Here is a 13,423-nt window from a genome sequence, read left to right as displayed (position 1 = left end):
CCACCACCACACCCGGCCGCACCGGCTCCCCGCCGCGCGTCCGGAACTTCCAACCCCGGAGGAGAACCGATGAGTACCAGGAGCACGGCCCGCAGGGCCATCGCCGCGCTCGCCGGCGTGCTGCTCGCCGGCAGCATGGCGGCCTGCGGCAACAGCGACACCGGCGGTGACGCCGGTGGCGGCAACGACAAGATAGTCCTGGGTTTCTCCCAGGTGGGCGCCGAGAGCGGCTGGCGCACCGCGAACACCACCTCGATCAAGGAAGCGGCCGCCGAGGCCGGGATCGAGCTGAAGTTCGACGACGCGCAGCAGAAGCAGGAAAACCAGATCAAGGCGATCCGCAACTTCATCCAGCAGAAGGTCGACGTGATCGCCTTCTCGCCGGTGGTGGAGTCGGGCTGGGACACTGTGCTCAAGGAGGCCAAGGACGCGAAGATCCCGGTCATCCTGACCGACCGCGCGGTCGACTCGGCCGACAAGTCGCTCTACAAGACGTTCCTCGGCTCGGACTTCGTCAAGGAGGGCCGCCTCGCCGGCGAGTGGCTGGTGGAGCAGAAGAAGGCGGCGTCCGGCCCGGTCACCATCGTGGAGCTGCAGGGCACGACCGGCTCGGCGCCGGCCAACGACCGGAAGAAGGGCTTCGCCGAGGCGATCGCCGCCAACCCGAACCTGAAGATCGTCGCCTCGCAGTCCGGTGACTTCACCCGCGCCGGTGGCAAGCAGGTCATGGAGCAGTTCCTCAAGGCCAACCCGAAGATCGACGTGCTGTTCGCGCACAACGACGACATGGGCCTGGGCGCGCTCGAGGCGATCACCGCGGCGGGCAAGACGCCCGGCAAGGACATCACCATCATCACCGTCGACGCGGTGAAGGACGGCATGCAGGCCCTCGCGGACGGCAAGTTCAACTTCATCGCCGAGTGCAGCCCGCTGCTCGGCCCGCAGCTGATGGAGCTGGTCAAGAAGGTCAAGGCCGGCGAGGAGGTGCCCGCCCGGATCGAGACCGAGGAGACCACGTTCACCCAGGAGCAGGCCAAGGAGGCACTGCCCAACCGCAAGTACTGAGTCACCCGGGGGTCGCCGTCGCAACCGACGGCGGCCCCCGCACCACCACCGCAAAAGAAGAGGTCCGATGGGATGACGGGTAGCCGTCCGGTCCTGACCATGACCGGTATCAGCAAGACCTTCCCCGGGGTCCGCGCGCTGCACGACGTGGACTTCCGGTTGTTCCCGGGCGAGGTCCACGCCCTGATGGGCGAGAACGGCGCCGGCAAGTCCACCCTGATCAAGGTGCTGACCGGCGTCTACGGGACCGACGCGGGCGTCGTCACGCTCGGCGGCGAGCAGGTCTCGTTCAGCGGTCCGATGCAGGCCGCCGCGGCCGGTGTCAGCACCGTGTACCAGGAGGTCAACCTCTGCACCAACCTGTCGGTGGCGGAGAACGTCTTCATCGGCCGGGAGCCCCGCCGGTTCGGTGCGGTGCGCTGGGGCGAGATGCGCCGCCGGGCCCGTGACCTGCTGGCCCGCCTCGACCTGGACCTCGACGTGAGCGCGCCGCTCGGCTCGTACTCGCTGGCGGTGCAGCAGATGGTCGCCATCGCCCGGGCGATCGACGTGCGGGCCCGGGTGCTGATCCTGGACGAACCGACGTCCAGCCTGGACGCCGGCGAGGTCGCCCAGCTGTTCCGGATCATGCGGCAGCTGCGCGACGAGGGGATCGCGATCCTGTTCGTCACCCACTTCCTCGACCAGGTCTACGGCATCGCCGACCGGATCACGGTGCTGCGCAACGGCCGGCTCGTGGGGGAGTACCGCACCGAGGAGCTGCCGCAGTTCAGCCTGGTCGAGAAGATGATCGGGCAGGAGCTGGACGTGCTGGAGCGGCTCGACGAGCAGCAGAAGCGCGCCACCGTCGACACCGCGGACAAGGCCCCGCTCGCGGACGCCGCCGAACTGGGCCGGCGCGGCGCCGTCGCCCCGTTCAGCCTGCGCATCCACGCCGGTGAGGTGGTCGGCCTGGCCGGCCTGCTCGGCTCCGGCCGGACCGAGGTGGCGCGGCTGATCTTCGGCGCGGACCGGGCCGACCACGGCCAGGTCCGCCTCGACGGCGGCCGGGCGCCGGTGCGCAACCCGATCCAGGCCATCGGCCAGGGCGTCGGGTTCTGCTCGGAGAACCGCCGGGCCGAGGGCATCGTCCCGGAACTCACGGTCCGGGAGAACATGATCCTGGCGATGCAGGCCGCGCGCGGCTGGCTGCGGCCGATCCCGCGCCGCCGCCAGGACGAGCTGGTCCGCAGGTACGTCGAGGCGCTGAGCATCCGTCCGGCCAACCCGGAACTGCCGGTGCGCAACCTGTCCGGCGGCAACCAGCAGAAGGTGCTGCTGGCCCGCTGGCTGATCACCGAGCCCCGCCTGCTGATCCTCGACGAGCCGACCCGCGGTATCGACGTCGGCGCCAAGGCCGAGATCCAGAAGCTGGTGGTGCAGCTCTCCGACGGCGGCATGGCGGTGCTGTTCATCTCCGCCGAGCTGGAGGAGGTGCTGCGCCTGAGCCACCGGGTCGCGGTCATGCGCGACCGCGAGATGGTCGCCCAGCTCGACAACGACGACACGCTCGACGCCGACCGCGTCATGCGCACCATCGCCAGTGGAACACCCCGGGAGGAGGTGACCCGATGACCGCCGTCGCCGACCGCCTCCGCCCGCTGACCGGCCACCGCCTGTTCTGGCCGGCGCTCGTGCTCGTGGTCATGATCGCCGCGAACACCGTCTACCGTCCCGGCTTCCTCGCCGTCGAGGTCAAGAGCGGCCACCTGTACGGCACGCCCATCGACATCCTCCGGCTGAGCGCGCCGCTGATCCTGGTCGCGCTCGGGATGACGCTGGTCATCGCCACCGGCGGCATCGACCTGTCGGTCGGCTCGCTCTGCGCGATCAGCGGCGCGATCGCCTGCCTGCACATCAGTGGGGCGGCCGACCAGAACAGCCCGGCCACGGTGGCCACCGCGCTGGCCCTGGCGTTCGGTGCCGCGCTCGTGCTCGGCGCCTGGAACGGGATACTCGTGGCGGTCATCGGCATCCAGCCGATCATCGCCACGCTGATTCTCATGGTCGCCGGGCGGGGCATCGCCCAGCTGGTCACCGAGGGCCAGATCATCACGATCAACTCCGGTCCGTACCGGGCGATCGGGCTCGGGCACTTCCTGACGCTGCCGCTGGCCATCCTGATCGCGCTCGCCGCCGCGCTGCTCGTGGCCGCGTTCACCCGGCGGACCGCGCTCGGCCTGATCGTCGAGTCGGTCGGCGGCAACGCCGAGGCCAGCCGGCTCGCCGGCATCCGGTCGCGGCGCATCGTCTTCCTCGTCTACGTGATCAGCGCCGTCTGCGCCGCGCTCGCCGGTTTCATGGTCACCGCGAACGTCTCCAGCGCCGACGGCAACGCCGCCGGCCTGTGGATCGAACTCGACGCGATCCTGGCGGTCGTCATCGGCGGCACCTCGCTGGCCGGCGGCCGGTTCTCCCTCGGCGGCACCGTCCTCGGCGCGCTGATCATCCAGACCCTGACCACCACGGTGTACGCGATGAACATCTCGCCGCAGACGTCGCTGCTGTTCAAGGCGGTCGTCGTCATCGCCGTCTGCCTCGTGCAGGCCCCGGCGTTCCGGGCCCGGCTGCGCCGGCGCCGGCGTGGGGCCGAACCCGGCCCGGCGGCCCCGCAGCGGGAGAAGGAGCAGGTGCCGGCATGAGCAGCACGTCGTTGACCACCGGCCGCTCCTGGCGGCCCAGCCTGCCCCGGCGGCACGTGCCGGTGCTGGCCACGCTCGCCCTGCTGCTGGTCATGTACGGCATCGGCGTGTCCCAGTACCGCGCCTTCTCCAACGTCCAGGTCGTCTTCAACGTCTTCATCGACAACGGCTTCCTGCTCGTCGTCGCGGTGGGCATGACGTTCGTGATCCTGACCGGCGGCATCGACCTGTCCGTCGGCTCGGTGGTGGCGATGACCGCGATGGTGTCGGCGTCGTTGCTGCGCGACGGCCTGCCCGCGGCCCTGGTGCTGGTGATCGCGCTGCTGATCGGCCCGACGCTCGGTTTCCTGATGGGCTGCGCGATCCACTTCTTCGAGATCCAGCCGTTCATCGTGACACTCGCCGGGATGTTCTTCGCCCGGGGCATGTGCACGTTCATCAGCGACTCCTCGATCTCCATCACCGACGGTTTCTGGACCTCGATGTCGCAGCAGCGCATCGGTGACCCGGCCGGCAACTTCGTGTCGATCAGCGTGCTGATCGCGTTCGCGGTGGTGCTGATCGCGGCGTACGTGCTGGCGTACACCCGGTTCGGCCGCAACGTGTACGCGGTCGGCGGCAACGCGCAGTCGGCGCTGCTGATGGGCCTGCCGGTGGCGCGGACCCGGATCGCCGTCTACACGATCAGCGGGCTCTGCTCGGCGATCGGCGGGATTCTGCTGTCGTTCTACACGCTCTCCGGCGCGCCGCTGATCGCCGTCGGGATGGAACTGGACGTGATCGCCGCCGTCGTGATCGGTGGCACCGTGCTCACCGGCGGTTCCGGGTACGTCTTCGGCACCGTGCTCGGCGTGCTGGTGCTGGGCGTGATCCAGACCCTGATCACGTTCGACGGCAGCCTCAACTCCTGGTGGACCAAGATCGTGATCGGCGGCCTGCTCTTCGCGTTCATCCTCCTCCAGCGCCTCATCGGCATCCGGTTCAAGTGACGGTTCCTAGCGCGGAAGGCAACAACATGGCAACTCACCCCCAGCCCGAGGTCTGGTTCCTCACCGGCAGCCAGGGCCTCTACGGCGAGGACACCCTGCGGCAGGTCGCCGAGCAGTCCCGGCAGATCGCCGCGCGCCTGGACGAGTCGCCGGACATCCCCGTACGCGTGGTCTGGAAGCCGGTCCTCACCTCCAGCGCGGACATCCTGGCCGTGTGCCGGGACGCCGCGGTGCAGGGCGCGGTCGGGGTGATCGCCTGGATGCACACGTTCTCCCCGGCGAAGATGTGGATCTCCGGGCTGGACGCGCTGCGGACGCCGCTGCTGCACCTGCACACGCAGGCGAACGTGGCGCTGCCGTGGGACGAGATCGACATGGACTTCATGAACCTCAACCAGGCCGCGCACGGCGACCGGGAGTTCGGGTTCGTCCAGACCCGGCTCGGTGTCGCCCGCAAGACCGTCGCCGGCCACGTCACCGACCCGCGGGTCGTCGGCCGGGTCGCGGCCTGGGCCCGGGCCGCCGTCGGCTGGTCGGCGCTGCGGACGCTGCGGCTGGCGCGCTTCGGCGACAACATGCGCGACGTCGCGGTCACCGAGGGGGACAAGGTCGAGGCGGAGCTGCGCTTCGGCGTCTCGGTGAACACCTACGGCGTCAACGACCTGGTCGCGGCCGTCGACCAGGTGGCGGACGCGCAGGTGGACGACCTGGTCAAGGAGTACGACGACACCTTCCGAGTGGCGCCGGAGCTGCGGCCCGGCGGGGACCGGCACGACTCGCTGCGGTACGCGGCACGTCAGGAGCTGGGCCTGCGCGCGTTTCTGGAGGCCGGCGGGTTCCGGGCGTTCACCACGAACTTCGAGGACCTCGGCGGGCTGCGCCAGCTTCCCGGGATCGCGGTGCAGCGCCTGATGGCCGACGGCTACGGCTTCGGCGGCGAGGGCGACTGGAAGACCTCGGTGCTGGTGCACACGCTCAAGGCGATGGCCGTCGGCGTGCCGGGCGGCACCTCGTTCATGGAGGACTACACGTACGACCTGACGTTCGGCCAGGAGCTGATCCTCGGCGCGCACATGCTGGAGGTGTGCCCGAGCATCGCCGCCGACGTGCCGAGCGCGGAGGTGCACCCGCTGAGTATCGGCGGGCGGGAGGACCCGGTCCGCCTGGTCTTCGACGCGGCGCCCGGCCCGGCCGTCGTGCTGGGCATGGCGGACATGGGGGAGCGGTTCCGGCTGGTCGCCAACACGGTGGACGTGGTGCCGCCGCCGCACCCGCTGCGCCGCCTGCCGGTGGCGCGCGCGGTCTGGCGTCCGCAGCCCGACCTGGCCGGCTCGGCGGAGGCGTGGATCACCGCGGGTGCCCCGCACCACACCGTGCTCTCCCAGGCCGTCGGCGTGGAGGAACTGCGCGACCTGGCCGCGATGGCCCGGACCGAGCTGGTGGTCATCGACGCCGAGACGCGCCCGCACCGCTTCGCCGACGAGCTGCGCTGGAACCAGGCGTACTACCGGCTCGCCCGGGGTTTCTGAACCCGTTCGCCGCCCGCCACGCCGACCCGCGCGGCGGGCGGCGTGTTACGCCTTGACGAACGCCATGTTATCGCTCACAGTCGATGGATAGGGTCACCGGCACCGCTCGCGGGCCGTTCCGGGCGCGATCTGCGCCGCAGTTGCCAGGGATCCGACTCCCGCCTGGGTGGGCATCGCTGTTAGCGATAACGCCGACGTCGTCGGCCGTGCCGCCGTGCCCGGGCTCCGGTCGACGAAGGAGGATCGTGGTGACGGCTCGACTGTCCCGTGGACGTGGACGCCTGTCCCGGCTGCTGGCCGGGGTGGTGGCGCTGCTGGTCGGCGGCGTGGTGGTGGGCGCCGTGCCCGCGCCGGTGTCCGCTGCCACAGTGGACACCAGCGCGTACTACGTGCTGGTGAACCGCAACAGCGGCAAGGCGCTGGACCTGTACAACCAGGCGACGAACGACGGTGCGCGGATCACCCAGTGGACGCGCAACGACGGCGCCTGGCAGCAGTGGCAGTTCGTGGACTCCGGTGGCGGCTACTACCGGCTGCGGTCCCGGCACTCCGGCAAGGTGCTCGACGTGACCGGCGCGTCCACCGCCAACGGCGCGGCGGTGGTGCAGTGGACGGACCACGGCGGCACCAACCAGCAGTTCCGGCTGGCCGACTCCGACAGCGGGTACGTCCGGCTGATCAACCGTAACTCGAACAAGGTGATGGAGGTGCAGAACGCCTCCACCGCCGACGGCGGCAACATCGTCCAGTACGACGACTGGAACGGCGCGAACCAGCAGTGGCAGCTCGTCCGCGTCGGGGACAACCCCGGCAACCCGGGCACCCCGGGCGGTAACTTCACCAACCCGGCCGTCTGGCAGGACTTCGCCGACGTCGACATCATCCGGGTCGGCGACGTCTACTACATGTCGGCCTCCACCATGCACTACTCGCCCGGCGCGCCGGTGCTGCGCTCCTGGGACCTGGTGAACTGGGAGTTCGCCGGGCACTCCGTGCCGCGGCTGGACTTCGGCTCCAAGTACGACCTCAGCGCCAACGAGCACGCGTACGTGGACGGCATCTGGGCGTCGACGCTGAACTACCGGCCGAGCAACCGCACGTTCTACTGGGCCGGGTGCATCGACTTCGCGCAGACCCACATCTACACCGCCGGCGCCGTCGACGGCGCGTGGAGCCGGCTCGCCACCATCCCCAACTGCTACTACGACGCCGGCATGCTGATCGACGACAACGACACCATGTACGTCGCGTACGGCAACGGCACCATCAGCGTGGCCCAGTTGTCCGCCGACGGGCGCAGCCAGGTCCGGGCCCAGCAGGTCTACCAGACGCCGTCGAGCATCGGCACGCTGGAGGGCGCGCGCTTCTACAAGCGCAACGGCGCGTACTACATCTGGCTGACCCGGCCGGCCAACGGCCAGTACGTGCTGAAGTCCACGAACGGCCCGTTCGGCCCGTACGAGCAGCGGCAGGTGCTGCTCAACATGCCCGGCCCGATCTCCGGTGGCGGCGTGCCGCACCAGGGCGGGCTCGTGCAGACGCAGACCGGCGCCTGGTACTACATGGCCTTCACCGACGCCTACCCGGGCGGGCGGATGCCGACGCTGGCGCCGATCACCTGGACCTCCGACGGCTGGCCGCAGGTGCAGACCGTCAACGGGGCCTGGGGCGCGAGCTACCCGAACCCGCTGCCGACCCGCCCGGTCAAGCCGCTCACCGGCACCGACACGTTCTCCGGCACCACGCTCGGCGTGCAGTACGAGTGGAACCACAACCCGGACAACAGCAGGTGGTCGGTGAACAACGGCCTGCGCCTGCAGACCGCCAGCGTCACGAACGACCTGTACCGGGCCCGCAACACGCTCACCCACCGCATCCAGGGTCCGACCTCCACCGGCACCATCGAGCTGGACTACTCGACCATGCGCGACGGTGACCGGGCCGGCCTGGCGATGTTGCGGGACAGTTCGGCCTGGATCGGCGTACGGCGGGACAACGGCACCACCCGGGTGGTGATGACGAACGGCCTGACCATGGGCTCGAACAACTGGAACACCACGAGCACCGGTACGGAGATCGCCAGTGCGGCGGTGTCCGGCGGGCGGATCTGGCTGCGGGCCAACGCCGACATCCGGCCTGGCTCGGGGCGACAGGCGCGCTTCTCGTACAGCACCGACGGGGTCAACTTCGTGTCGCTGGGCAACGCGCTGACGCTGAACAACGCGTGGCAGTTCTTCATGGGATACCGGTTCGGCTTCTTCAACTACGCCACCCAATCGCTCGGCGGCGCGGTGACGGTGCGGCAGTTCTCGCTGACGACACCGTGACAACGGTCACCATTCGCGACCGTTGACACATCTTCAATAGCCCGGGGTGCGGCTCGGCAATCGCCGGAAATGCCGCACCCCGGGCCCAATTTCACCCGCTCCGAGCTGCCTGTTCGTGCCACTGCGTAACGGAAGGGAATGAGCCGCCGGTCGATTCCGCGATATCGGCGCGCCACGGTGGGAACGGTCGATCGGCGGTACCGATACCGATGGGACGGCTGGCGTAGACTGTCGCCACCCGGGCCGGTCCGGCGAGATCGACCGGGCATGGCCGCGGGCAGTGGCGAAAGTGAGGTGGCCGTGCGCGGTCCTGCGATGACGGATGTGGCTCGCCTCGCCGGAGTCTCGCACCAGACGGTCTCCCGGGTCCTCAACGGGCATCCCAACGTGCGTGAGCAGACCCGGCTGCGGGTGCAGGCCGCCATCACCGAACTCGGCTACCGGCCCAACCGCGCGGCCCGCGCGCTGGTCACCGGCCGGTCGCAGGTGATCGGCGTGGTCGCGCAGAACACCACGCTCTACGGTCCGGCGTCGCTGCTGGCCGCGCTGGAGCAGACCGCCGCCGAGGCCGGTTTCGCGGTGAGCATCGGCAGCGTCCGCGACCTCGACCACCGCTCCATCTCCGCCGCCGTGGAGCGGCACCTGGCGCACCGGGTCGCCGGCATCGTGGTGATCGCGCCGGTCGAGTCCGCCGGGGAGGCGCTCGAACGGCTGCCCCAGGACGTGCCCCTGGTGACCGTCGACGGCGATCCGCGGCGACCCATCCCACTGGTCACCGTGGACCAGGTCGCCGGCGCCAAGGCCGCCACCGAGCACCTCCTCGCCGCTGGGCACCGCACCGTCTGGCACGTGTCCGGCCCGTCGGACTGGTTCGACAGCGCCGGCCGGATAGAGGGGTGGCGCGAGGCGCTGCGGCAGGCGGGCGCCGAGATCCCGCCACTGGTCCCGGCCGACTGGTCGGCGGCGGCGGGCTACCGGTGCGGGCAGATGCTCGCCCGGATGCCCGAGGTCACCGCCGTCTTCACCGCCAACGACCATCTGGCGCTGGGCGTGCTGCGGGCGCTGTACGAGCACGGCCGCCGGGTGCCCGACGACATCAGCGTGGTCGGCTTCGACGACGTGCCCGAGGCGGCGTACTTCATCCCGCCGCTGACCACGGTGCGGCCGGACTTCGGCGCGGTCGCCGCGGCGAGTCTCGACCTGCTCCTGGCCCAGATCGAGTCGTCGAGCGTCGGGCCGCTGCGGCAGACGATCGCGCCGACGCTGGTCCCGCGCAGCAGCGTCGGCCCGCCGCCCCTGCGCTGAGGCGGCCGGGCCCGCCCGGTCGTCAGCGATCCGGGCGACGATCGCGCGCCCGGCGCGCGACGAGCAGCACGACCCCGGCGACCACGACCAGACCGGCGACCGCCCCGCCGGCCAGCAGCGCGACCTGCGGGCCGTCGTCACCGGACCGTGCACCGGAGGCATCCGGCTCGCCCGCGCCGTCCACGCCTGCCGACGCGGCAGCCGCCGTCGGCGTGGGAGCCGCCGGCGAGACGGGAGCCGACGGTGCGGGCGCGGCCGGATCGGCCACGGTGAAGCGGTACGACCCCTGGACCGGGTGGCCGTCGCGGGACACCACCCGGTACGCGACCGTGTAGGTGCCGTTGCCCAGCGGCTCGTCGATCGTCACCGTGCCGGTGGCGCCGTCCACCGCCGGTGCGGAGGTGGGGACCTTGCGCTGACCGGCATCGCTGACCGTGATCGTGGTGAAGGAGGGGTTCAGTCCCTGCATGAACCGCAGCGTGACCTGCGTCGGTGCGGCGGTGAGCCGGGCGTCGCGCGCCGGCGTGGCCTCCTGGAGCGAGTTGTGCGCCGCCGCGGGCGTGGCCGGTACCAGCAGCATCGTGGTGAGGACCGCGGCGAGCAGCGCGGTGACGGAACGGGTACGCATGACGCGCCTTCCTGTGGTGGTCAGCCGAGCAGTTGCCGGCCGATCCAGCCGCCCTCGGGGCAGCCGGGCGGTACGGCGAACACGGCGGAGCCGATCGGGGTGGTCCACTCGTTGAGCAGGTCGCGTTCGGCCAGCCGCCGTTGGACGGGCAGGAACTGGCGGGCGATGTCGGCCTGGTACGAGGCGAAGACGAGCCCGCTGTCCGCGTTCCCCTCCGGGGTCGGCACGCCGTCGTAGTTGTAGGGCCGGCGCAGGATCTTCTGCCGGTCGTCGGTGACGCGGGCCCGGGTCAGGTGCGAGAAGTCGGGGATGACGGTGAGCCCGTCCGGGCCGAGCGCGGCGAAGTCCGGCTCGTCGTGTTCGGCCCGGCCGGTCAGGGGCGCGCCGGTGTCGAGGCGCCGCCCGACGGCGAGTTCCCGGTCGGTGCGGCCCAGCAGGTCCCAGGTCTCCAGGTTCATGCTGATCCGCCGCACCACGAGCGTGGTCGAGTCCCGCAACCAGTCCGGTCCGTCGGTCACCCACACCGCGGTGTCCGCGGGCGTGCCCGGCTTCGGGTTGGCGGTGCCGTCGAGTTGCCCGAACAGGTTGCGCTGGGTACGCCCCGGCTCGGCGCCGGCCGCCCGGCGGAAGCCCTGCTGCACCCAGCGTACGACGGCGAACGGACGGCTGTCCTTGACCAGGACCCGCTGGGCGTGGGCGACGGTGAGCGGGTCGTCGGCGCAGATCTGCAGCAGCAGGTCGCCGCCGGACCAGCGGGGTTGCAGCCGGTCGATGCCGAACGCGGGCAGGTCGGCGACCGAGGCGGGCCGCCGGTCGTCGAGCCCGGCGGCGGCGTAGAGCCCGGGACCGAAGCCGAACGTGACCGTCAGCCGGGCCGGCAGCAGGCTCAGTTCCGGTTCGGTGTCGGCCAGTGCCGGGCGGCCCTGGGTGAGCCGGGTCGCGTCGTCGGAGAGCAGCCGCAGCATCCGCCCGAGCGCCGCCCGGTCGGTGCCGGGCCGCAGCGTGAACGCGACGAACGCCGCGTGCGCCTGCGGGTCGGTGGTGACGCCGGACTGCCGGGTGCCGTGGAACGGCTCGACCGCGTCGCCCACCTGGGCCACCGGGACGGCGTCGCCGGGGCGTACCGCCGGGGTGCCGGACCGGGCGGCGGCGAGGGCGCCGGCGCCGGCCAGCGCGCCCCCGGCGGCCATCGCGCCGCCGGTGAGCAGGCCGCGCCGGCTGACCCGGCGCGCGGGTGCGCCGGCGCCGGTCATGACGCGGGGCTCGCGCCGTGCCCGGGGGCGTAGCTCTCCTGGGCGCCGGTGAACGGCTTCGCCACCGCGGTGAACGTCTGGGTCCGGCCGTCGGCGAAGGTCAGCGTGATGTCGAGCTGGTCGCCGGGGCGCACCGGGCGGGCCAGGTCCATCAGCATCAGGTGGTCGCCGCCGGGTTCCAGGGCGGCCTGCGATCGGGCGGCCACCACGACGCCGCCCTGCTTCTGCCGCATCGCCATCTTCCCGTCGGCCATGGCCATCTCGTGGATCTCGGCCCGGGACACGTCGGTGGTCACCCCGGTGATCGTGACGTCGGTGTCGCCGTCGTTGGCGAGGGTGGCGAACGCCGCGGTCATGCCGTTGTCGGCGGCCTTCACCCACGGGTCGCGGACGGCGAGCACGCCCGCCGCCGCGCTCGCCGAGGCCGAGGCCGAGGCCGACGCCGAGCCGGACGCCGACGGGGCGGCGGACGGCGTGTCCGCGGACCCGCAGGCGGTGACCGACGCGGCGAGCACGGCGGCGCCGATCAGGGCCGCCGGGCGCAGGAACCGGCGGCTGGTGGTGCTGGGCATGACCTCGTCCCCTCGATGATCCGGTGTTCGTACCGTTTGTCGGCGGGGTGCGGCGGAAAGTTCCGGCCGGGGTGGTCGGTCACGTCACACCCCGGCTCGGTGGACCGGGCCGACCGGGGATCGGCGGTGCGCGCGGAAGGCATAATGGTTCCGGGTGTCAGTGGCGCGCCGGGCACGGCCGGGCCGGACGAGGGTGCCGGGCGGGCGCCCGGACGAGGGAGGCGACGGTGAGCCAGGTGACGACCGGGGCGACCCGCAACACCCGTCAGCGCGCCGAGGTGCTGGCGCTGCTGCGGGAGCTGGACGGCTTCCACAGCGCGCAGCAGCTGCACCAGATGCTTCTCCAGCGGCAGGCGAAGGTCGGCCTCACCACGGTGTACCGGACGCTGCAGATGCTCGTCGACAACGGCGAGATCGACTCGGCCCGGCTACCCGGTGGCGAGCACCTCTACCGCCGCTGCAGCCAGAGCCGCCATCACCACCACCTGGTCTGCCGCCGCTGCGGCCGGGCCGTGGAGGTGGCCGGCCCGGCCGTGGAGCGGTGGGCCGACCAGGTCGCCGCGCAGCACGGGTTCACCGACGTCGGGCACACCCTGGAGATCTTCGGCACCTGCGACCGCTGCGCCGCCTGACCCGCCGGGCGCCGTCAGCAGTTGCGCAGCGTGGGGGACTGGTTGAGCACCTGACCCCGGCTGGAGGTGAACCGGCGGTACGCCTCGGAGCCGGCCGCGCCGCGGCGGAACGCCGCCACCCGGTGGCAGTTCTGGAACGCCAGCGTCACCCCGAAGTGCCGTTCCAGACCGGCGCGGATCGCGTCGCTGGCCAGCGCGCGCAGCAGTTGCCCGCGCTCGGCGTCGCCGGGCGGGGGCACGACGTTGTCGGCGAACTCGGCGTCGGACGCGGCCAGGTCGGCGGCCACCCGGCTGACCGTCTCCCAGGCGTACGGCAGGGAGTCACGGACGCAGGCGACGAACGCCTCCTCGTCCACGGGACCGGTCTCGGCGGCGTGCAGCAGGGCGGGCGGAACGGTGAGCGACATGGGTCCTCCGTCATCGCTAACGAACACGGTTTCCA

At 71.8% G+C, this 13,423-nt stretch carries 12 protein-coding genes; 8 read left to right on the top strand and 4 right to left on the bottom strand.

Annotation, left to right across the window (positions count from 1 at the left end; genetic code table 11):
* Nucleotides 1-69 precede the first annotated feature (69 nt).
* The 7 genes from ACQP26_RS18070 to ACQP26_RS18040 all read left to right on the top strand — a co-directional run bounded on the left by ACQP26_RS18070 (nucleotide 70) and on the right by ACQP26_RS18040 (nucleotide 9,896).
* A complete protein-coding gene (locus ACQP26_RS18070; protein ID WP_269705548.1) occupies nucleotides 70-1,065 on the top strand; it encodes an ABC transporter substrate-binding protein in 996 nt (331 codons plus the stop codon).
* Nucleotides 1,066-1,137: 72 nt separating this feature from the next.
* Nucleotides 1,138-2,679, top strand: a complete 1,542-nt coding sequence (locus ACQP26_RS18065) for a sugar ABC transporter ATP-binding protein (protein WP_433493471.1) — start codon at nucleotides 1,138-1,140, stop codon at nucleotides 2,677-2,679.
* A complete protein-coding gene (locus tag ACQP26_RS18060) occupies nucleotides 2,676-3,746 on the top strand; it encodes an ABC transporter permease (RefSeq protein ID WP_269705550.1) in 1,071 nt (356 codons plus the stop codon). The genes ACQP26_RS18065 and ACQP26_RS18060 overlap by 4 nt, the downstream gene beginning before the upstream one ends.
* A complete protein-coding gene (gene yjfF, locus ACQP26_RS18055; RefSeq protein ID WP_091417258.1) occupies nucleotides 3,743-4,735 on the top strand; it encodes a galactofuranose ABC transporter, permease protein YjfF in 993 nt (330 codons plus the stop codon). Before ACQP26_RS18060 ends, yjfF begins: the two co-directional genes overlap by 4 nt.
* Before the next feature lie 26 nt (nucleotides 4,736-4,761).
* The gene (gene araA, locus ACQP26_RS18050; protein WP_269705551.1) at nucleotides 4,762-6,264 is read left to right on the top strand and encodes an L-arabinose isomerase; all 1,503 of its coding nucleotides are present in this window, start codon (nucleotides 4,762-4,764) and stop codon (nucleotides 6,262-6,264) included.
* A gap of 248 nt (nucleotides 6,265-6,512) precedes the next feature.
* On the top strand, nucleotides 6,513-8,591 hold the full coding sequence (locus ACQP26_RS18045; protein ID WP_281577548.1) for an RICIN domain-containing protein: 2,079 nt from the start codon (nucleotides 6,513-6,515) through the stop codon (nucleotides 8,589-8,591).
* 315 nt (nucleotides 8,592-8,906) lie between these two features.
* Entirely contained in the window at nucleotides 8,907-9,896 is a 990-nt protein-coding gene (locus ACQP26_RS18040) for a LacI family DNA-binding transcriptional regulator (protein ID WP_269705553.1), read from the top strand.
* Between the two features lie 22 nt (nucleotides 9,897-9,918).
* Here ACQP26_RS18040 and ACQP26_RS18035 read toward each other — a convergent pair whose 3' ends face one another.
* From ACQP26_RS18035 to ACQP26_RS18025, 3 genes are read right to left on the bottom strand one after another with little or no spacing between them, the layout of a single operon-like run.
* A complete protein-coding gene (locus ACQP26_RS18035) occupies nucleotides 9,919-10,524 on the bottom strand; it encodes a copper resistance CopC family protein (RefSeq protein ID WP_433493470.1) in 606 nt (201 codons plus the stop codon).
* Between the two features lie 20 nt (nucleotides 10,525-10,544).
* A complete protein-coding gene (locus ACQP26_RS18030) occupies nucleotides 10,545-11,777 on the bottom strand; it encodes a Dyp-type peroxidase (protein WP_433493469.1) in 1,233 nt (410 codons plus the stop codon).
* A complete protein-coding gene (locus tag ACQP26_RS18025; protein WP_433493468.1) occupies nucleotides 11,774-12,349 on the bottom strand; it encodes a copper chaperone PCu(A)C in 576 nt (191 codons plus the stop codon). Before ACQP26_RS18025 ends, ACQP26_RS18030 begins: the two co-directional genes overlap by 4 nt.
* Nucleotides 12,350-12,576: 227 nt before the next feature.
* Here ACQP26_RS18025 and ACQP26_RS18020 point away from each other — a divergent pair, with 227 nt between their 5' ends.
* Nucleotides 12,577-12,981, top strand: a complete 405-nt coding sequence (locus tag ACQP26_RS18020) for a Fur family transcriptional regulator (protein WP_269705558.1) — start codon at nucleotides 12,577-12,579, stop codon at nucleotides 12,979-12,981.
* 14 nt (nucleotides 12,982-12,995) lie between these two features.
* On the opposite strand, the gene ACQP26_RS18015 is transcribed toward ACQP26_RS18020, so the two are convergent.
* Nucleotides 12,996-13,388 carry an SCO5389 family protein gene (locus ACQP26_RS18015; RefSeq protein WP_269705560.1) on the bottom strand — a complete coding sequence of 131 codons (393 nt, stop codon included), beginning with the start codon at nucleotides 13,386-13,388 and terminating at the stop codon, nucleotides 12,996-12,998.
* Between the last annotated feature and the right edge of the window lie 35 nt (nucleotides 13,389-13,423).

Origin of the sequence: Micromonospora sp. CA-248089 (assembly GCF_050948515.1) — a bacterium.
Lineage (GTDB): Bacteria > Actinomycetota > Actinomycetes > Mycobacteriales > Micromonosporaceae > Micromonospora.
Note: the sequence above shows the minus strand (reverse complement) of the source record. Positions and strands in the feature narration are given on the sequence as shown.